Origin of the sequence: Micromonospora sp. M42 (assembly GCF_000568915.1) — a bacterium.
Classification (GTDB): Bacteria; Actinomycetota; Actinomycetes; order Mycobacteriales; family Micromonosporaceae; genus Micromonospora; species Micromonospora chalcea.
Map to the genome: position 1 here is coordinate 5500782 of NZ_KK037233.1, position 19885 is coordinate 5520666.

General features: G+C 72.7%; 18 protein-coding genes and 1 pseudogene. 13 read left to right on the top strand and 6 right to left on the bottom strand.

Annotated features, from left to right (window positions below):
- From MCBG_RS25420 to MCBG_RS25445, 6 genes and pseudogenes are all read left to right on the top strand, one after another.
- The coding region (locus MCBG_RS25420; protein WP_043328715.1) for an alpha/beta fold hydrolase at nucleotides 1–1007 on the top strand (1007 nt) is incomplete at its 5' end.
- A gap of 123 nt (nucleotides 1008–1130) precedes the next feature.
- A complete protein-coding gene (locus tag MCBG_RS25425) occupies nucleotides 1131–2921 on the top strand; it encodes a 3-hydroxyacyl-CoA dehydrogenase family protein (protein WP_043328718.1) in 1791 nt (596 codons plus the stop codon).
- Between the two features lie 41 nt (nucleotides 2922–2962).
- Nucleotides 2963–3456: pseudogene (locus MCBG_RS25430) on the top strand (SigE family RNA polymerase sigma factor).
- Complete coding sequence (locus MCBG_RS25435; protein ID WP_043328722.1) at nucleotides 3453–4529, top strand: hypothetical protein; 1077 nt, start codon at nucleotides 3453–3455, stop codon at nucleotides 4527–4529. The pseudogene MCBG_RS25430 and the gene MCBG_RS25435 overlap by 4 nt, the downstream one beginning before the upstream one ends.
- A gap of 63 nt (nucleotides 4530–4592) precedes the next feature.
- Nucleotides 4593–4919, top strand: a complete 327-nt coding sequence (locus MCBG_RS25440; RefSeq protein WP_223201325.1) for a hypothetical protein — start codon at nucleotides 4593–4595, stop codon at nucleotides 4917–4919.
- Nucleotides 4920–4986: 67 nt separating this feature from the next.
- Nucleotides 4987–5796 carry an alpha/beta hydrolase gene (locus MCBG_RS25445; protein WP_043328726.1) on the top strand — a complete coding sequence of 270 codons (810 nt, stop codon included), beginning with the start codon at nucleotides 4987–4989 and terminating at the stop codon, nucleotides 5794–5796.
- A gap of 4 nt (nucleotides 5797–5800) precedes the next feature.
- Here the strand turns inward: MCBG_RS25445 and MCBG_RS25450 are convergent, their stop codons facing one another.
- The 5 genes from MCBG_RS25450 to mce form a co-directional block, all read right to left on the bottom strand.
- The gene (locus tag MCBG_RS25450) at nucleotides 5801–7018 is read right to left on the bottom strand and encodes an AI-2E family transporter (RefSeq protein WP_043328728.1); all 1218 of its coding nucleotides are present in this window, start codon (nucleotides 7016–7018) and stop codon (nucleotides 5801–5803) included.
- 153 nt (nucleotides 7019–7171) lie between these two features.
- On the bottom strand, nucleotides 7172–9268 hold the full coding sequence (locus tag MCBG_RS25455; protein WP_043328730.1) for a coiled-coil domain-containing protein: 2097 nt from the start codon (nucleotides 9266–9268) through the stop codon (nucleotides 7172–7174).
- A 172-nt stretch (nucleotides 9269–9440) separates the two neighbouring features.
- Entirely contained in the window at nucleotides 9441–10691 is a 1251-nt protein-coding gene (locus MCBG_RS25460) for a DivIVA domain-containing protein (RefSeq protein ID WP_043328731.1), read from the bottom strand.
- 264 nt (nucleotides 10692–10955) lie between these two features.
- Nucleotides 10956–12311, bottom strand: coding sequence for a crotonyl-CoA carboxylase/reductase (gene ccrA / locus MCBG_RS25465; RefSeq protein ID WP_043328733.1), 1356 nt, complete (start codon nucleotides 12309–12311; stop codon nucleotides 10956–10958).
- Nucleotides 12312–12611: 300 nt separating this feature from the next.
- Nucleotides 12612–13076, bottom strand: a complete 465-nt coding sequence (mce, locus tag MCBG_RS25470) for a methylmalonyl-CoA epimerase (RefSeq protein WP_043328735.1) — start codon at nucleotides 13074–13076, stop codon at nucleotides 12612–12614.
- 62 nt (nucleotides 13077–13138) lie between these two features.
- On the opposite strand from mce, the gene MCBG_RS25475 reads away from it, so the two are divergent.
- From MCBG_RS25475 to MCBG_RS25485, 3 genes are all read left to right on the top strand, one after another.
- Nucleotides 13139–14332, top strand: coding sequence for an acetyl-CoA C-acetyltransferase (locus MCBG_RS25475; protein ID WP_043328737.1), 1194 nt, complete (start codon nucleotides 13139–13141; stop codon nucleotides 14330–14332).
- A 78-nt stretch (nucleotides 14333–14410) separates the two neighbouring features.
- The gene (gene meaB / locus MCBG_RS25480; protein WP_240925857.1) at nucleotides 14411–15346 is read left to right on the top strand and encodes a methylmalonyl Co-A mutase-associated GTPase MeaB; all 936 of its coding nucleotides are present in this window, start codon (nucleotides 14411–14413) and stop codon (nucleotides 15344–15346) included.
- A gap of 284 nt (nucleotides 15347–15630) precedes the next feature.
- Nucleotides 15631–16035, top strand: coding sequence for an Asp23/Gls24 family envelope stress response protein (locus MCBG_RS25485; RefSeq protein WP_043328740.1), 405 nt, complete (start codon nucleotides 15631–15633; stop codon nucleotides 16033–16035).
- A gap of 15 nt (nucleotides 16036–16050) precedes the next feature.
- Here the strand turns inward: MCBG_RS25485 and MCBG_RS25490 are convergent, their stop codons facing one another.
- Nucleotides 16051–16467: a GntR family transcriptional regulator gene (locus MCBG_RS25490; RefSeq protein WP_030503874.1), complete on the bottom strand. Its 417-nt coding sequence runs from the start codon at nucleotides 16465–16467 to the stop codon at nucleotides 16051–16053.
- Between the two features lie 264 nt (nucleotides 16468–16731).
- Between MCBG_RS25490 and MCBG_RS25495 the strand changes: the two genes are divergently transcribed.
- The 4 genes from MCBG_RS25495 to MCBG_RS25510 all read left to right on the top strand — a co-directional run bounded on the left by MCBG_RS25495 (nucleotide 16732) and on the right by MCBG_RS25510 (nucleotide 19824).
- Nucleotides 16732–17058 (top strand): DivIVA domain-containing protein, encoded by a 327-nt coding sequence (locus tag MCBG_RS25495; protein WP_369799366.1) that lies wholly within the window; start codon nucleotides 16732–16734, stop codon nucleotides 17056–17058.
- Complete coding sequence (locus MCBG_RS25500) at nucleotides 17055–17312, top strand: hypothetical protein (RefSeq protein WP_043328742.1); 258 nt, start codon at nucleotides 17055–17057, stop codon at nucleotides 17310–17312. The genes MCBG_RS25495 and MCBG_RS25500 overlap by 4 nt, the downstream gene beginning before the upstream one ends.
- A 152-nt stretch (nucleotides 17313–17464) precedes the next feature.
- Nucleotides 17465–18181 carry a FadR/GntR family transcriptional regulator gene (locus MCBG_RS25505; RefSeq protein WP_223201326.1) on the top strand — a complete coding sequence of 239 codons (717 nt, stop codon included), beginning with the start codon at nucleotides 17465–17467 and terminating at the stop codon, nucleotides 18179–18181.
- A 191-nt stretch (nucleotides 18182–18372) separates the two neighbouring features.
- A complete protein-coding gene (locus MCBG_RS25510) occupies nucleotides 18373–19824 on the top strand; it encodes a P1 family peptidase (RefSeq protein WP_043328746.1) in 1452 nt (483 codons plus the stop codon).
- Nucleotides 19825–19885 lie beyond the last annotated feature (61 nt).

Here is a 19885-nt window from a genome sequence, read left to right on the forward strand (position 1 = left end):
CCGGTCCGCCGGACGGCGTACCGGTCCTGCTGGTGCACGGCAACGTCTCCTCCTCCGCCTTCTGGGAACCGCTGCTCGCCCGGCTGCCGGACACGCTCCGGGTGGTCGCCCCCGACCTGCGCGGCTACGGCGAGACCGACACCGCACCCGTTGACGCCACCAGGGGGCTCGACGACTTCGCCGACGACGTGGCCGCGTTGCTGGACGTCCCGGGGCTGTTCCCGCCCGGCGCCCGGCCGGTGGTGGCCGGGCACTCGCTCGGCGGCGGCGTGGCGATGCGGCTGCTCGTCGGCCACCCCGAGCGGGTATCCGGGCTGCTGCTGGAGGCGCCGGTGTCCCCGTACGGCTTCGGCGGCACCCGGGACCTCGACGGCAACCCCACCACGCCCGACTTCGCCGGGACCGGCGCCGGAGGCGCGAACCCGGACTTCGTGGCGCGGCTCGCCGCCGGTGACCGGAGCGCCGACGGCCCGACCAGCCCGCGGGCGGTGCTGCGCGCCGCGTACGTGGCCGACCCGGCCTCGCTGGGCGAGCACGAGGACCTGCTGCTGGACAGCATGCTGACCACCGCCACCGGGGACGACAACTACCCGGGCACCGCGGTGGCCTCGGCGCACTGGCCGGGGACCGCCGCCGGGCCGCGCGGCGTCCTCAACGCGTTGGCCCCGGCCCACTTCCGGCTCGCCGACGAGCTGGTCGCCGTGCCGGTCAAGCCGCCGGTGACCTGGGTACGCGGAGACGCCGACGTGATCGTCTCGGACACCTCGCTGTTCGACCTGGCGTACCTCGGTCAGCTCGGCGTGGTGCCCGGCTGGCCGGGCCCGCAGGAGTGCCCGCCGCAGCCGATGGTGGGGCAGACCCGCGCGGTGCTGGACCGGTACGCGGCGGCCGGCGGGACGTACCGTGAGGTGGTGCTGCCCGGGTGCGGGCACAGTCCGCACCTGGAGCGGCCGGCGGAGTTCGTCGCCGAACTGCTGGCGCTGGCCGGGGAGAACGCCACCGGCTGAGGCGCGGTGCGTGAAATATCCCACGGCGTCTCGACAACACAGCGTCACGTGGCAGACTCCGGCGCATAACCTTAGCGGCCGTTCATGTCGCGGACGGCGGAGTCGAGCCAGGGGAGGCCGGTCGTGGCGCGGGAGTTCACCAGGGTGGGCGTGGTGGGTCTGGGCACCATGGGTGCCGGCATCGTGGAGGTTTTCGCCCGCAACGGCCTCGACGTCACAGCCGTCGAGATCTCCGAGGCCGCCCTGGAGCGGGGCCGGGTCACGCTGACCGGCTCCACCGACCGGGCCGTCGCCAAGGGCAAGCTCGCCGAGGCCGAGCGGGACGCGCTGCTGGCGCGCGTCGACTTCCGGGTCGGCCTGGACGCGCTGCACGACGTGGACCTGGTGATCGAGGCGGTGCCCGAGCACCTGGACCTCAAGCAGCGGATCTTCGCCGAGCTGGACCGGGTCTGCAAGCCCGAGGCGATCCTGGCCACCAACACGTCCTCGCTGAGCGTCACCGAGATCTCCGTCGCCACCTCCCGGCCCAACCAGGTCATCGGCATCCACTTCTTCAACCCGGCCCCGGTGATGAAGCTGGTCGAGGTGGTCCGCACGGTGGTCACCTCGGCCGACGTGGTCGCTGACGTGGAGGCGCTCTGCGAGCGGCTCGGCAAGGTCGACGTGACGATCAGCGACCGGGCCGGCTTCATCGCCAACGCGCTGCTGTTCGGCTACCTGAACCACGCGGTCGGCATGTTCGAGGCCCGCTACGCCACCCGCGAGGACATCGACGCCGCCATGAAGCTCGGCTGCGGCCTGCCGATGGGCCCGCTGGCGCTGATGGACCTGATCGGTCTGGACACCGCGTACGAGATCCTCGACACGATGTACCGGCGCGGCGGCCGGGACCGCCGGCACGCCCCGGCCCCGCTGCTCAAGCAGATGGTCACCGCCGGGCTGCTCGGCCGGAAGTCCGGTCGCGGCTTCTACACCTACGAGCGGCCGGGCTCGCCGAAGGTCGTACCCGACGAGTACACGCCGCCGGCCGGTGACGCCGCGCTCGCCGACGGCGCCCGCGCCATCGCGAAGGTCGGCGTGGTCGGCTCCGGCACCATGGCCACCGGCATCATCGAGGTCTTCGCGAAGGCCGGCTACGAGGTCATCTCGGTGACCCGGGGCGCGGAGAAGTCCGCGAAGGTCTGCGAGGCGGTCAAGACCTCGCTCAACAAGGGCGTGGTGCGGGGCAAGCTCAGCGAGACCGACCGGGACGCCGCGCTGGGCCGGATCACCTGGTCCGCGACGCTGGACCACCTGGCCGACGTCGACCTGGTGGTCGAGGCCGTGATCGAGGAGCTGAGCGTCAAGAAGGCGCTGTTCGCCAGCCTCGACGAGATCTGCAAGCCGGGCGTCGTGCTCGCCACCACCACCTCGTCGCTGCCGGTGATCGACGTGGCGATGGCGACCCAGCGCCCGGCCGACGTGATCGGCCTGCACTTCTTCAACCCGGCGCCGATCATGCCGCTGGTGGAGATCGTGCGGACCATCCGCACCTCCGCCGAGACGTCGGCCACCGCCCGCGCGGTCTGCGCGACGCTCGGCAAGACCGGCGTGGTCTGCGGCGACCGGTCCGGCTTCATCGTCAACGCGCTGCTTTTCCCGTACCTGAACGACGCGGTGCGGATGCTGGAGGCCAGCTACTCGACCGCCGACGACATCGACTACGCGATGAAGCTCGGCTGCGGTTACCCGATGGGCCCGTTCGAGCTGCTCGACGTGGTCGGCCTGGACGTCTCGCTGGCCATCCAGCGGGAGCTGTACCTGGAGCTGCGCGAGCCCGGCTTCGCCCCGGCGCCGCTGCTGGAGCACCTGGTGACGGCCGGCTACCTGGGCCGCAAGTCCGGCCGCGGGTTCCGCGACCACACCCGGCGCTGACCGTCGTCAACAGCCGGGCCCGGTGACGGCGTCTTCGAGGTGTGACCTTCGAGGAGTACGTCGGCAGCCGCGGCCCGGCTCTGTTGCGTCTGGCCCGGCTGCTGACCGGCGACGCGCACCGCGCCGAGGACCTGACCCAGGACGTGCTGGCCCGCGCGTACGTGCACTGGCGCAAGATCGCCCGGGCCGACCGGCCCGACGTGTACGTGCGCCGGATGCTCGTCAACGCCAACACGTCCTGGTGGCGGCGGCGGTCCAGCCATGAGCTGGCCGTCGACACGTTCGCCGACCGGCCCGAACGCGGCGACCTCGGCGGCGAGGCGGCGGACCGGACGAGATGTGGGGGCTGATCCGCGCCCTCCCGGACCGCCAGCGCGCCGTACTGGTGCTGCGCTACTACGAGGACCTGGACGACGCCACGATCGCCCAGATCCTCGACTGCTCCCCGGTCACCGTCCGCACCCACGCGATGCGGGCGCTCGCCCACCTCCGGGAGCGCTGTGGCGTCCCGATGACAAAGGGGAGCCGGCTGTGACCGACCTCGACCAGCGAATCGTCTCGGTGTTGCGGGAGCACGCCGAGGGCGAGACGGACACCGGACGCCTGCTGCGCCGCTCGCGCGCGCTCGGCCGGCGCCGGCAGGTACGCCGCCGACTCACCGCCGGCACCGCGCTCGCCCTGGTCGGCGTGCTCGGCTTCGTCGGCGTGGTACGCGCGGACTTGGGCGGGCTGGCCGAGCGGATGCCCTGGACGGCCGCGACGCCGACAGCCGGCGTGCCGGTGCCGCCGAAGGCCGACGGGGTGCCGGGCGCCGACCAGCGTCCCGAACTCGTCGGCACCGACCCGCTGGTGCTGCACCTGGGGGTGGACACCAGCCGGGCCCGCTACCTGCGGTGGGCCGTCTTCGGCTCGAACCGGACCGAGTCGATCCGGTACCGCGTCGGCGGCGGGAAACCGGTGCTCGTCGAAGTGAGCCCGGACGCCCGGGCGGTGAACGAACTCCTTCTCGACGGCCTTCCCGGCGCCGAGGGAGCGATCCCGGTGACGTTCGACGGCAAGGTCCGGGAGTTCCGGGTCGGGGCCGGCGGCGTGATCCGGGCATGGCAGCCGGTTCCCGGCCTGTACGCCCGGGCGAGCATGCTCGGCGGCGACCGGAACGCGCTGGCCGAGGCGCTGCGCGCCATCCGCTGGAACGAGGCACGCCGGTGCGACGCGCCCCTGCGGTTGGGCGCCGTGCCGCAGGACGCCCAGGTGGCAACCTGCGAGGTCGAAGCCGGCGCCTTCCCGGGCGGCCTCACCGTCTTGCTCACGATCACGCGGTCGCCGAGCGCGACGATGGAGGTGAGACTGGTCTACGGGGCGCAGATCGCCCGGGACGTCACCCGGGCCGACCGGACGGTCGGCGGCCGTCCCGCCTACCTCTATCCGGACGGACACCAGCTCGAACTGCTCGGCATCCCGAAGGCGCACCTGACCGCCACGTTCGGCTGGCAGTGGCCGGAGGACCCGCCCAAGGGGCAGATCGACTTCACCGAGACGGAGGCGGCGAACGTGCTGGCCGGGACACGGGTGGCACAGGACCTGACCGACCCGTCGACCTGGCGCTGACACCCGCCGGCCGGGCCGCCCGACCCGGGCCGGTCCGGCCGGCGGCCCGTACGCTTGGTGACCGTGAGCCCCCGTCGCAACCGGCCCCGCCGGGACGAGATCGCCGCCGTGGACGCCGAGCGTGCCCGCCACGGCGTGCCGACAGTGCAGCAGTGGCGCGACGGCGACTGGCAGGTACGCGCGATCAGCGGCGGCGCATCGGTCAAGACGTACCGTTGTCCCGGCTGTGACCAGGAGATCCGGCCGGGCGTGGCGCACCTGGTGGCCTGGCCGGCCGACGACCGGGGCGACCTGACCGACCGCCGGCACTGGCACTCCGGCTGCTGGCGGGCCCGGGACCGGCGCGGCCCGAACCTCCAGCGCGGCCGGGGCGCCCCGCGCTACGGCTGAGCGATCTGGATCACCCGGTTCCCGTCCCACTGGGCGGCCGGGCCGCCGACGCGGGAGACTGGCAGGCGTGAGCACTCCGATTCGCGCGTCGTCGATCCTGCCCGGCCGCCGGGAGGACATCGAGCTGCACACCGCCGACGGGCTGACGCTCGTCGGTGAGCTGGCCCGGCCGCTGGAGGGCGAGCCGTCCGCCACCCTGGTCTGCCTGCACCCGCTGCCCACCCACGGCGGGATGATGGACAGCCACGTGTTCCGCAAGGCGGCCTGGCGCCTACCCGCGCTGGCCGGCCTGGCCGTGCTCCGGTTCAACACCCGGGGCACCAGCAGCGTCCGCGGCACCAGCGAGGGCGCCTTCGACGGCGCCGTCGGCGAGAAGTTCGACGTGGCCGCCGCGATCGAGTACGCCGAGTTCCACGAACTGCCGAACATCTGGCTGGTCGGGTGGTCGTTCGGCACCGACCTGGCGTTGAAGTACGGCTGCGACCCGGCGGTGGCCGGCGCGATCCTGCTCTCCCCGCCGCTGCGCTACTCCGCCCCGGAGGACCTGGCGGTCTGGGCCGAGACGGGCAAGCCGCTCACCGCGCTGGTCCCCGAGTTCGACGACTACCTGCGGCCGGAGGAGGCCGGGCAGCGGTTCGCCGCCGTCCCGCAGGCCGAGGTGGTCGGCGTGAACGGTGCCAAGCACCTCTGGGTCGGCGACGCGGAGAAGGTGCTGGACGAGATCGTCCGGCGGGTCGCCCCGGGTGTACCGCTGCCGCTGCCCACCACCTGGGACGGCCCGATGGAGACCGGCGACGTCAGCGCGTACGCGGACCGCACTGTCGCCGCGTTCGCCGACACCCCGGTGCCCGGCCCGGCCCAGCGGCGCGCCGAGTAACGGCTCAGCGGGCGTCCTGGCGGGGTAGCACCACCTCGCGCAGGATCAGCTGCAACGCGGCCACCGTGGGAATCGCGATGAGCGCGCCCACCACGCCCAGCAGCGCCACCCCGAGCAGCGCGGCCAGCAACGCGGCCACCTCGTTCACCGAGACCGCCCGGCGCATGATCTTCGGGTAGATCAGGTAGTTCTCCACCTGCTGGTAGACCACGAAGAACACCAGGCAGGCGATGCCCACCGGCAGGTCGGTCGCGAGCCCGACGAGCGTCACCACCACCGCGCCCAGCGTCGCGCCGATCTGCGGGATCAGGTCGGTCACCGCGACCACCACGGCCAGGGCGAACGGGTACGGCAGGCCGACCGCCAGCGCGAACACGAACGTGCTGACCCCGGCCAGCACCGCGATGGCGAGCGCGCCCACCATGTACGCGCCGACCCGGGTCAGGATCTCGTCGCCGATCAGCCGGACCCGCTCCCGGCGCGAGCGCGGCACCAGCGCGTACCCGAGTTCGCGCAGCCGGTCGAAGTACGCCAGGAAGTAGATCGTCAGCACCAGCACGGTGAGCAGGCGGAAGAGCGTCCCGAAGATCAGTTGCGCGCCGCCGAGCACACCGCCGAGCGCCCGCCCGACGTTGTCCGCGTTCGCCGCCGCCTGGACCCGCTCCATCACGTCGTAGCGGATCACCAGGTCGTTGACAGTGGGGTTGCGGCGCAGCTCCTCGACGTACCCGGGTAGCTGCTGGATGAACTGGCCGGACTGGGTCACCACCGGCGGCACCAGCGCCAGCAGCCCGGCGACGATCAGCAGCAGCAGGGTGAGTGTCACGACCGCCACCGCCAGCCCGCGCGGCAGGCCCCAGTTGCGCAGCCGGACCACCGCCGGGTGCAGGCCGACCGCGAGGAACAGCGCGATCACCACGAGCACCAGGATGCCGGCCGCGTTCCGCACGCCCAGGAACAGCGCGTACGCCAGCAGCACGCCGAGCGCGCCGGTGAAGCCGATCAGGAAGGCGCTGCGCCGTAGCGGGCGCCCCGGCACGCCGAACCGGCCGCTCGGCTCGAACTCGGCCGGCTCGACGTCGGTCGGCCGCTCGCTGCCCGTGTCCGTGCCGGCTCGCGGGTTGCCGACGGCGGTCGTGGCGTCGCGCGCGGGTTCCGCCTCGCCGGTGGGGTTCACGGCCGCCGCCTCGTCATCAGGGGCGGCGGAGACCTCCTGCGACACCCGTGCCTCCCGGCTTCCGCGCTGCCGGCTCGCCCGCCGGTGCCGTCCACGGCCGACGCGCGGCCCTCTGCCCGCAGGGTAGTCCTCGCCGTCCGCCCCGACCATCCCACCACCGCTTCCGGCCGGGCCGTCCCGCCGGGTGCGGCGGGTGGGTCAGTCCTTGTCGACCGTCACCGTGCTGGGCTTGGCGCTGCGCTCGTCGGTGGTCGGCTTGGTCGGGCGCTTGCCGTTCTCACCGGTGCTGGTGATCTTCGTGGGGGTGGCGCCCCGCCCGCCCTCACCCGGCACGGCGGCAACAGTGGGCTCGCCGTCGACGCCCGCCCCGCCGGGGGAGTCCATCGTGGTCACCGGCTCGCCGACCGGCTTCGCCTTGCCCGCCTCGGCGGGCTCGCCGTCACCAGTGGCCGGCCCGGCGCCGTTGGGGACCGCGGTGGCGGTGCCCTTCGCGGCCACCGGCGCACCTCCGCCGGCCGGGGTGTCGCCGGCGCTCTCCGCGCCGCTGGTGACCAACGTGCCCTCGGCGGCCGGCGTGCCGTCGTCCGTGGACCGGCCGGTGGAGGCGGCGGCGAGGTCGTCCGGGTCGACCGGGGTGGCCGTGATGCCGGCCGAGTCGGCGTCGCGCCGCAGATCCGCGAGCTGCCGCTGCAGGTCGTCGGACTCCTGCCGCGACTTCCACGTCTCGGTACGCAGGTCGGCCAGCTCCTGCTGCGCCTTGGCGATCTCCAGCATCACACCGGCGAGCTGCTGCCGGCCGGCGGCCACCTCCTGCTGGGTCGCGGCCAGGTGCTGCTGCGTCGTGGCGAGGTGCTGCTGGGTGGTGGCCGCGTACTCCTCGAACTGGCGGCGCGAGGCCGCGACGTGCTCGTCGGCCTTGCGGCGCTGCGCGCCGGCATCCGCCTCGGCCCGGCGCAGCAGCTCGGCGGCCTCCAGCTCGGCCTGCTGCCGCATGCTCAGCGCGTCGGCCTCGGCGGCCTGCCGGACGTCGGCGGCGGTGCGCTCGATCTCGTCGCGGCGCGTGGTGTACGCCTGTTCCAGCTCCTCCTGCCGCTTGGCGTGCTGCTTGTCCAGCTCGTCGCGGCGCTTGGCGAACTCCTGCTCGGCGGCGGCCCGGCGCTGGGCCAGCTCCTTCTCGGCGCTGTCCCGCCGCTCGGCGACCTCCTTCTCCACCCCGGCCCGCCAGGCGCCCAGCTCCTGCTGGGTCTGGGCGCGGGACTGCTGCACGTACGCCTCGGTCTCGGTGCGCATGCGCTGCACGTACGCCTCGACCTCGGCGCGGTTGCGCTTGCCGGCCTCGGCGGCCTCGGTGGTTAGCCGGTTGGCCTCGGTGCGGGCCCGGCCGCGGGTGGCCTTGGCCGCCTCCTCCGCGTCGTCCACGATCTTCTTGGCCTCGGCGAGCGCCTTGGCGTGCGTGGCCCGGCCGGCCTCGGCGGCGGCGTCGGTGAGCCGCTTGGCCTCCTGCTGGCCCTTGGCGTGCACCTCCTTGGCCGCCTCGCGGAGCTGGTTCGCCTCCTGCTGGGCCTTCGCCAGCGCCTCCTTGGCCGTCTCGCGCAGCCGGGCGGCCTCCTGCTGTGCCCGGGAGTGGATCTCCTTGGCGGTGTCGCGGAGCTGGGTGGCCTCCTGCTGGGCCTTCGCCAGCGCGTCCTGGGCGGTCCGGCGCAGCTTCTCCGCCTCGTCCCGGGCGGCGGCGCGCATCTTCTCCGACTCGTCCTGCGCGCTCTTGCGCAGCGTCGCCGACTCGTCCTTCGCGGCCTTCAGCGTGGCCTCGGCCTCGGCCTTGCGGGCGGCGGTGTGCCGCTCCTCCTCGCTCCGGCGGGCGGCCAGCGCGATCTCGAAGTCCTTCAGCGCCTGGGCGGCCTGCTCCCGGGCCTCCTCGACGATGTGCTCGGCGGCGGCCCGGCGGGCCTCGATCTCCTCGTTGGCGGCGGCGAGGATGTCGTCGGCCTGCTCCTCGGCCATGGTGAGGATCTGCTCGACACGCGGGCCCAGGTGCCGGAACGACGCCCGGTCCACCACCGCCGCCTGCTTGCGCACCTGGGCCAGGTCGCGCTGGAGCACCTCGACCTGACCGGCCAGCTTGTGGATCTGCGTGTACGCCTGTTCCCGCTCGGTCGTCAGCGCCGCGATCTCGTGCTCCGCGCGAGCGACGTAGCGGTCGACCTGCCGTTTCTCGTACCCCCGCAGGGCGGACTCGAAGCTGGGCTCCGTCGTCACGTCCCCGCCGAGCGCGAACAGTTCCTCGCCGTGCGACATGACCCCATCCTCACACGCATCCGGCTCTGCTGGGGCGATACGGACGCCCCTTCTGGGAGCTACTTCACCCTCCCGGCGAAACGGGCCCGCACAGCATGACGGCGCGAGGCGACACCGGTCACCCGGTGTCACCCCGCGCCGTGGCTCATGCCCCCGACAGCGGGTGTAACGGTCAGCCGGCCGACTCGGCCGTCACCTTCTGCCCGGAGGCGTCGGCCTTCGGGGTGTCGCCCTTGCCGCCGGCCGGCACGCCCGGCACGATGCCGGCCAGGCCGGACAGCATCTGCCCGAGCTGCGAGGTGACCGCGTCCTTCTGGCGGGTGAGGTCCTCGACCTCGCGGCGGGCCGCCTGCGTGGTCAGCTCGGCCTCGGTACGGGCCTCGTTGAGCACCCGCTGCGCCTCGGCGCGCGCCTCGTTGAGCGTCTTGTCGGCCAGCGCCTTGGCCTTGTCGACGGTCTCGTTGGCGGTGCGCTCGGACTCGACCCGGCGGGCCTCGGCCCGCTGCTCGATCTCCTTGGCCCGCTCCTGCGCGGCGCGGGCGCGCTGCTCGGCCTCGTTCACCAGCTTCTGGGTCTGCGCGACCTGGGCGGCGTGCCGCTCCGACTCCTCGCGCTCGGCCTTCTCCCGCCGCTCGGCGAGCTGGAGCTCCAGCGCCTGCAGGTCCTTGTCGCGCTTGTCGCGCGCGTCGGTGAGCAGCTTGGTCGCCTCGGCGCGCTTCTCCTCGGCCTCCCGGGCGGCCTTGGCCCGCTGCTGGGTGATCTCCCGCTCGGCGGTGGCGCGCAGCGTGGCGACCTCGCGCTCGACAGTCGACTTCAGCTCGGCCACCTCGTGCGCGGTGACCGTACGCAGCTGCTTGGTCTCGCGGTCGGCGTCGGCGCGCAGCGTGTCGGCCTCGCGGCGGGCCTGCACCCGGACCTCGGCGGCCTCGCGCTCGGCGGCGGTACGGACGCTGCCGGCCTCGCGCTCGGCGGTCGCCTTCATGGCGGCGGCCTCGGCGCGGGCCTTGTCGGTGATCTCACGCGCCTCGAGGCGGGCGGCGGAGAGGATGCCCTCCGACTCGCGCTTGGCCTCGTTGCGGTGGTCGTTGGCCTGCTCCTCGGCCAGCCGCAGGATCTGCTCGACGCGAGTGCCCAGGCCGGACAGGGTCGGCCGGCTGTTCTCCTCGAGCTGCTTGTTGGTCTCGGTGAGCTTCTGCTCGAGCGCGCTCTGGCGCTGCTCGGCCTGCCGCAGCCGGCGCTGAGCGTCGTTCATCCGCTGCTCGGCCTCGGCGCGGGCCTGCTCGGACTGGCTCAGGGCGGCGGTGAGGCGGCCGATGAAGTCGTCCACCTGGTTGGTGTTGTAACCGCGCAGGCCAACGGTGAAATCGGGCTGTGAGTTCGCGTTATCGAAGAACGCAAGAGGGGAGGACTGCTGCTGGGGCATTGGGACATACTGGCAGACGCCCCAGGGTGGTTCGCAAGAGCGGTCGGCACCTTTCGCGTCCTGTTTACATGGTCAACTCGGCCGCCCGGCGGGACCGGACCAATAGGCGATCTTGGCAGCTCCCGGGCGGGTCGGGCGGGTCGGGCTTCTGCGGGGAAGGCGGCGCGAAAAGGGCCGCGGGTTCGACACCCACGGCCCTTTGTGCGTACGCCGGTCGAATGGCGCCCGGGTCGGCCGGAAAGGCAATCCGGGACGACCGTACGGTCAGTGACCGCGGAAGCGGTTGATCGCGCTTTCGTGCCGCGCGCGCATCTCGGTGTCCCGGACGCCCAGTCCGTCGGCGGGGGCGAGGCACCGCACGCCGACCTTGCCCTGGTGCGCGTTGCGGTGCACCTCGTACGCGGCCTGGCCGGTCTGCTCCAGCGCGTACGTCTTCGACACGGTCGGGTGCACCTTGCCGAGCGCGACCAGCCGGTTGGCCTGCCACGCCTCGTGGTAGTTGGCGAAGTGGCTGCCGACGATCCGCTTGAGGTGCATCCACAGGTAGCGGTTGTCGTACTGGTGCATGTAGCCGCTGGTGGAGGCGCAGGTGACGATCGTGCCGCCCTTCTTGGCGACGTAGACGCTGGCGCCGAACGTCTCCCGGCCCGGGTGCTCGAAGACGATGTCCGGGTCCTCGCCGCCGGTCAGCTCGCGGATGCGCTCACCGAAGCGGCGCCACTCGTCCTGGTCCTGGGTCTGCTCGTCGGACCAGAACTTGAACCCCTCGGCGGTGCGGTCGATGACCAGCTCGGCGCCCATCTTGCGGCACAGCTCGGCCTTCTCCGGCGAGGAGACCACGCAGACCGGGATCGCGCCGCCGTTGAGCGCCATCTGGGTGGCGTACCCGCCGAGGCCGCCGGACGCGCCCCAGATCAGCACCACGTCGCCCTGCTTCATGTTCGCGCCGTGGTGCGAGACGAGCTGCCGGTACGCGGTGGAGTTGACCAGCCCCGGGCTGGCCGCCTCCTCCCAGCTCAGGTGGCGCGGCTTCGGCATCAGCTGGTTGGCCTTGACGATCGCCAGCTCGGCCAGGCCGCCGAAGTTGGTCTCGAAGCCCCAGATCCGCTGCTGCGGGTCGAGCATCGTGTCGTCGTGACCGGCGGAGTCCTCCAGCTCGACCGACAGGCAGTGCGCGACCACCTCGTCGCCGGCCTTCCACTTGGTCACGCCCGGGCCGGTGCGCAGCACGACGCCGGCGGCGTCCGAGCCGACCACGTGGTACGGCAGGTCGTGGCGGCGGGTCAGCTCGGAGAGCCGGCCGTAGCGCTGGAGGAACTTGAACGTGGGCAGCGGCTCGAAGATGCTCGTCCACACCGTGTTGTAGTTGATCGCGCTGGCCATCACCGCGACGAGCGCCTCACCCGGGCCCAGCTCGGGGGTGGGCACCTCCTGCACGTGCAGCGCCTTGCGCGGGTCCTTGTCGCGGGTGGCCATGCCCTCGAACATGCGGGTGTCCTCGGCGCGCACCACCACGCCCCGGTAGCTCTCCGGCACGGGCAGGCCGGCGAGCCCGGCGAGCTCCCGCTCCGGCTGCGACGAACCCTCCGCCGCCATGATCGCTTCGAGGATGTCCTGCACGGTGACCTCCCGTTTGTCCGCACCCGCACACCGCGGGCAGGGGTGCTGCCATCGTCGGCGCCGGTGCGACGGGACCGCCATGTCGGCAATCGACACATTCGGCACCGGTCGCCGCTGCTGTTCGGGCGGACGTTACTTAACGGTAGCTAAAGCAGGAACCCCTCTGTGAAAAACTGCATCGGCCGATGCGTGGAGGTGTACGTGGGAACGTGCAAGCGCGCACTGCCGCGCGCGTTCCCACTTGTTAGGAAGGGCCCCTTCTTAACAGACGTCTGTTAAGAAGGGGCCCTTCCTTGCGCATCAGGCGGGCTGGACCAGCTCGATCAGCACGCCCCCGGCGTCCTTCGGGTGCACGAAGTTGACCCGGGAGTTCGACGTGCCGCGCCGCGGAGCGTCGTAGAGCAGCCGCACGCCACGCTCGCGCAGCGCCGCGCAGGCCACGTCGATGTCCGCCACCGTGTACGCCACCTGCTGGATGCCCGGACCGCGCTTGTCCAGGAACTTGCCGATCGTGGTGTCCGGGGACAGCGGCGCGAGCAGCTGCACCATGCCGCCGGACGCGTCCGGCCCGACCGCCAGCATCGCTTCGCGTACGCCCTGCTCCTCGTTCGTCTCGGTGTGCATGCAGCGCATGCCGAAGGTGCGCTGGTAGAAGTCGATCGCGGCGTCCAGGTCGCCGACGGCGATCCCGACGTGGTCGATGCGGCGCAGCCCGATGTCTGTGACAAACTCGGCAGCGGGCTCGACGGGGGAGTTCTCAGCCATGACGCTAGTCTGACCGAACAATCGTTAAGGCGTACAGGTCGGCACCCCCTCGGAGGCAGGCAATGGCTTCGGTGATCGTCAGCGGCGCGCGGACCCCGATGGGGCGCCTGCTGGGCAACCTCAAGGACCTCCCCGCGACCAAGCTCGGTGGCATCGCGATCAAGGCGGCGCTGGAGCGCGCCGGCGTCGCGCCCGAGCAGGTCCAGTACGTGATCATGGGGCAGGTGCTCCAGGCCGGCGCCGGGCAGATCCCGGCCCGGCAGGCCGCCGTCGAGGCCGGCATCCCGATGTCCACCCCGGCGCTGACCATCAACAAGGTCTGCCTCTCCGGGCTGGACGCGATCGCGCTGGCCGACCAGCTCATCCGGGCCGGCGAGTTCGACGTCGTGGTGGCCGGCGGCATGGAGTCGATGACCAACGCCCCGCACCTGCTGCTCGGCCAGCGCTCGGGCTACAAGTACGGCGACGTGGCGGTCAAGGACCACATGGCGCTGGACGGACTCACCGACGCCTGGGACTGCTGCTCGATGGGCGAGTCCACCGAGCGGCACGGCGCGAAGCACGGCATCACGCGCGAGGAGCAGGACGCGTTCGCCGCGGCCAGCCACCAGCGCGCCGCCGCCGCGCAGAAGAACGGCCACTTCGCCGACGAGATCACCCCGGTGGTCATCCCGCAGCGCAAGGGCGAGCCGCTGGTGATCAGCGAGGACGAGGGCATCCGGCCGGACACCACCGCCGAGTCGCTCGGGAAGCTGCGCCCCGCCTTCACCAAGGACGGGACCATCACCGCCGGCAGCTCCTCGCCGATCTCCGACGGCGCCGCCGCGGTCGTGGTGATGAGCAAGGCCAAGGCCAAGGAGCTGGGGCTCACCTGGCTGGCCGAGATCGGCGCCCACGGCAACGTGGCCGGCCCGGACAACTCCCTGCACTCGCAGCCGTCCAACGCGATCAACCACGCCCTGAAGAAGGGCGGCCTGAGCATCGACGACCTCGACCTCATCGAGATCAACGAGGCGTTCGCGGCGGTCGGTATCCAGTCCGCCCGTGACCTCGGCGTCGATGCCGACAAGGTGAACGTCAACGGCGGCGCGATTGCGCTCGGCCACCCGATCGGCATGTCCGGCGCCCGGCTCGTGCTCACGCTGGCGATGGAGCTGAAGCGCCGGGGCGGCGGCACCGGCGCGGCGGCGCTCTGCGGCGGTGGCGGGCAGGGCGACGCGCTGATCATCCACGTGCCGACCGGTGACGAGAGCTGATAGCTGATACCTGTGAGTGACGTACAGAACGCCCCGGCGGCGGCCACCGGCCCGGTGCGCCGCAGCCGGGACGTACCCATGCTTGTCGAGCGGGCCCGCGCGGGCGACCCCCGCGCGGTGGCCCGGCTGATCACCCTGGTCGAGTCCGGCGACGAGGTGCTGCCGCAGGTCGCGGCGGCGCTCGCGCCGTACGCCGGGCAGGCCCAGGTCGTCGGCCTGACCGGCTCGCCCGGGGTGGGCAAGTCGACCACCACGAACGAGCTGGTCCGGGCGTTGCGGGCGCGCGGTCACCGGGTCGGCGTGCTGGCGATCGACCCGTCCAGCCCGTTCACCGGCGGCGCCATCCTCGGCGACCGGGTCCGGATGCAGGACCACGCGACCGACCCGGGCGTCTACATCCGCTCGATGTCCAGCCGGGGCCACCTGGGCGGGCTCTCCGCGGCCACGCCGCAGGCGGTGCGGGTGCTGGAGGGCGCGGGCTGCGACGTGGTGCTGGTCGAGACCGTCGGCGTCGGGCAGGCCGAGGTGGAGGTGGCCTCGCTCGCCGACACCACGCTGGTGCTGCTCGCGCCGGGCATGGGCGACGCGATCCAGGCGGTCAAGGCCGGCATCCTGGAGATCGCCGACGTCTTCGTGGTCAACAAGGCCGACCGGGACGGCGCCGACGCCACGGTCCGCGACATCCAGGGCATGATCGCGCTCGGCGAGCGCGGGCCGGGGGAGTGGCGTCCGCAGGTGGTGCGCTCGATCGCCGCCCGCGCCGAGGGCATCGACGACATCGCCGCCGCGATCGACAAGCACCGCGACTGGCTGGAGCGCCACGGCGAGCTGCGCCGCCGCCGGGAGACGCGGGCCGCCGCCGAGATCGAGGCGATCGCGCTGGGCGTCCTGCGCGCGCGGATCGGCTCGCTGCGCGACGGTACGCAGCTCCCGACGCTCGCCGCCAAGGTGGCCGAGGGCGCCATCGACCCGTACGCGGCGGCCGACGAGCTGCTGGCCCAGCTAGGCTCCTGACCCGCCCCGCCCCGCCCCGCCCCGCCCCGCTCCCGCCGAGATCTTGGTATGAAACGGCCCCCATAGGGGCCCTTTCGTACCAAGATCTCCACCGCTCCCACCTGGCGGAACGCCGATCTCGCGTGACGGGAGGCGCTCGCCGAACCTCGGGCCCACGCCACCCCACAACCCCGCGATCTTGCAGTTGCGGCCCCGGAGGCGCCTGCTTCGCGGCTTCTGTCGGGGCCGCAACTCCATGATCGACGGTCGATGTACGCTCCCCCGGACGAGGGAGGGTGGGACGCGTGGAGCACGACGCTACTCAGGAGCTGCCGGTGACACCTGGCGTGGTCGCGGGCGGGAGCACTTCGGTGTCGGACGAGGTGGTCGAGAAGATCGCGGTGGCCGCCGCGAAGTCGGTGCCCGGGGTGGCCGAGCTGGGCGGCGACATCGCCCGCTTCTTCAACGCCGTGCTGGACCGGGTCGGGCTGGACCAGGTCGGGGACGCGCGGCGCGGCTGCTCGGCGCTCGTCACCGACGGGTCGGCAGTGGTCAACCTCGTCCTCGTGATCGATGCCGGCCACCCGGTGCCGCAGGTGACGAACGAGGTGCGGGCCGCTGTGGCGTCCGCGATCGAGGCGTACGGACTGCGCGCCGCCGAGATCAACATCCGGGTCGACGACGTGGCGATGGGTACGCCCACCGTCTGACGAGCGCCGCCCGGCTCAGTCGTGTGCCGGGCGGGTCAGCTCCACCTCGTCGCCCGGCAGCAACTCCACGTCGCCCTCCGGGCCGTGGATCTCGAGCACCGGTACGCCCTCGTCCAGCAGCATGTTCCGGCGCTCGGCACCGGTAGGCATCCGCGCGACGACTCTCGCGCCCGCGGCCAGCTCCACCTGCCTGCGCTGCGGCGTCTCCCGGACCCGCGTGCCGAGCGGACGGCTGGTGGTGACGAGCCCTTCCGATCGCAGCAGCGAAATCGCCATCCGGACCGCGTCGCGGCCGATCTGGTGTTCCTGGCTGAGCCGCGACTCGCTGCCGACGCTCGCCCCGGGCGGCAGCGCGCCCGATTCGATCTGCTCCCGGATCAGGTCGGCGAGCTGGACGTAGACCGGCGTGTGCGAGCGCGGATCGATGGTCATGACGTAAGCCTTGTGCCCCGATAGATCTGATCCATCAAGGCTTTATGGCGATGATGGATTGTAGCCATGTTGGATTCTTGCTATGGTCGGAGCGTGTTCGCGCGGTAACCGGCGGACATGACTCCTTCGAGTGCGCTCAATCTCGACTGCCCCGGTGCCGTACCGCGAAGTGACGCTGCGGTGGCGGGGCGGGCGGGTCCGCCCGCGCGCGGCGGGCGGGTGGTCCCGCCCTTCCAGTCCTTCGACCACGAGAGGCAGGCGTTCGTGCGGTGGAACATCCGGTGGCCCGGTCGGCGCGCGCGAGCCGGTCGCGGCACCACCCAGCCGGGCTGCTACCGGGCGGCCAACTACACGCCGTTGCGCCCCTGGCAGGTGCGGGAACGGCGGTTCCGGACGACGCGGCTGGGCCGGCGCGGGCTCGACCCGGCCGAGGTGCACGAGTTCCTCGACCGGGTGGCGCTCGACCTGGCCGACGTCTACCGGGCGCTCGGCGTCAGCCGGGAGGAGACCGCGCGGGTCCGGGACGCGCTGCGGCGCTGGCAGTCCGAGCAGGCGCAGATGCGGATGAACGCGGGAGCGTACCGTCGATGAGTCCCCGCGAGCGGTTCGTCATCCACCTGCCGGTCGTCGCCGGTGACCTGGCCGGCGCCGTACGCCTGGCCCGGGTCGTGGCCCGCTGGTCGGGCGTGCTCGCCCAGGCCGACCCGGGCGAGACCACCGTCTCGGCCGAGGACGAGCAGGGCGTACGCCATCGGGTCTTCTGTGATCTGCGGATGGGCGACGGCCGGCGCTGCCTGCTGCGGGCCGACCACGACGGCCCGTGCGCCCGCCGGCCGCTCCGGTGACCCGCCGCCCGGCCTGCGCACTCGTCGCGACGGGCGGGGGCTGACCGCCGCACGGGTCGATGCACCGTACCGTTGTTCCCAGCGGCGCGAGGCCGCCGTGCGTCGGGAGGTTCGCCATGCCGAAGGGTGTCTCGTTCGCTCCAGTGCGAACCGTGAGGGCGTACGAGGGGATCGTCCGGCAGGTCGAGGAGCGGATTGCCGCCGGGGTTCTGCGGCCGGGGGACCGGCTGCCGAGCGAGCGCGAACTGACGACGCAGTTCGACGTCAGCCGGTCCACTGTGCGTGAGGCGCTGCGCGTGCTGGAGAGCAGCGGCCTGATCCGTTCGCGTCCCGGTGACCCGCTCGGGCCGCAGGTGATCGCCTCGACGGCCTCGGCGATGCGCAAGCTGTTCGCCCGGGTCGTGGACAGCCGGCGGCTCGGCGTGGCGGAGTTGCTCCAGTTCCGGATGATCATCGAGTCGGCGGCCGGTTCCGTCGCCGCCCGGATGGCGTCACCGTCCGAGCTGGACGAACTGGAGCAGGCGCTGGCGGGCATGCGGGACGCGGTGGCCGACGGCTACGAGGCGTTCAGCGCGGCCGACGTGCGCTTCCACGAGCACGTCGCCCGGCTGTCCGGGAACGAGTTGCTCGTGCTCTGCCTCGACGCGGTCCGGAGCATGGTGCTGGACCTGATCTCCACCAAGCTCGCCGAGTCGCCGGACCGCGAGGCCCTGATGGAGCGCACCCTGGCCCACCACCGCCGCGTTCTCGACGCGATGCGCGCCGGTGAGGCCGACGAGGTCACCCGGCTGACCCGCGAGGAACTGCACCGCTACTACGCCGAGTACGTGCCGGAGGCGCGCCGCTCGATGGTGGACGTATTGCTCTGAATCCGCCTGATGTGGCCTGACCTCGGATTATGAGAGTCGGCCATCAGCTGAGCAGGCTCTTCCCTTCAACTGGTCTGACCAGTAGCCTCCCCCACATCTCGTCGTGTACCACGGGGGACCACCAGTTGCCCAATGCATCGACCGCCCCGGATTGGGGCGGAGGTCGCACCGCTTCACATGGGAGAAGCTGCATGAAGTCGTCCAGATTCGCCGCGATCGCCGCGGCAGCCCTGGTCTGTCCGGGACTCGTGCTCGTCGGGTCGCCCGCGTCGGCCAACCCCGCCGCCGGCGCCCCGGGCGCCCACAACGCCATCACCGACGTTCCCGGAATCCAGGTCGGCCAGGTCCAGTCCGACACCGCCCCGTACCTGACCGGCACCTCGGTCGTGTACATGCCGCAGATGTCTGTGGCGAGTGTGGACCAGCGTGGCGGCGCCCCCGCCACCAAGGAGACCGACCTGCTCAGCCCGCTCAACTCGAACCCGGGCGTCAACGCGATCCAGCTCGGTGGCAGCAGCATGTACGGGCTGTCCGCCACCAACGGCATCATCCGCTGGCTGGAGGACCGTGGCGAGGGCGTACGCGTCGGCGCCGGCGGTGTGGCCCCGATCGTCCCGGCCGCGGACATCTTCGACCTCGGCCGCGGCGGTGACCCGAAGGCGCGCACCTCCGCCGAGTGGGGTTACCTCGCGGCGCAGGCCACTTCGGACGGTCCGGTCCGTCAGGGCGGCGTCGGCGGCGGCACCGGCGCCCGCGGCGGCGGCCTGCGCGGCGGCGTCGGCACCGCCAGCGTCCACCTCGGCGACGGCATCTACGTCGGCGCGATGGTGATCGTCAACCCGGCCGGCTCCCCGGTCGACCCGGCCGACTGCACCCTGTACGGCGTCAAGTTCGGCATCGGCAACGAGTTCGCCGGCTACAAGGCTCCGAAGAAGCAGGAGTGCAACCCGCCGAGCACCGCCGCGCAGCAGCCGGCGAACACCACGATCGCCGTGGTCGCCACCAACGCGCCGCTGGAGAAGGCCGCTGCCCAGCGGATGTCCGGCAACGCGCACGACGGCATGGCCCGCGCGATCAGCCCGATCCACACCCTGGGCGACGGTGACACCGTCTTCGCCGTCTCCACCGGCAAGGGCGAGGCGCTGCAGATCAACGACCCGGCCGACACCCGTCAGCTGAACGCCATCTTCAACGCCGGCGCCAGCACGCTGGCCCGTGCCATCGCCAAGGCCGTTCTCTCGTCCGAGAGCATCGGCAACACCACCAGCTACTGCGACCGCTACCCCTCGGCCTGCAAGGGCATGAAGCAGCTCAAGCAGTGGCGTACGCAGGGCAACGCCCCGGACGTGACCCCGGAGACCTTCGCCCAGGCCACGCAGGCGCTGGCGCAGACCCCGGTCCCCGCGCCGGCCGGTGCCGACAACGGCAAGCCCAAGCCCAAGCCGAAGGCCGCTCCGGCGGGCAACACCACGCAGCAGGAGTCGCAGAACGGCATGGTCCTCGCCTCCGACAACACCGGCGGTCCCACGCTCTCCACGGGCGTGACCACGGGCCTGCTGGCCGCCGGCATCCTGGGCGTCGGCCTGCTGGGCATGCACCTGCGGGGTCGCCGCCGGGGGCAGGCTTCCGACCAGCTCGCCTGACACGCACGCCGTCTCACCCTCGCGCCGGTAGCTAGGCGCGTGTGAACGATCGAGGCGGGTT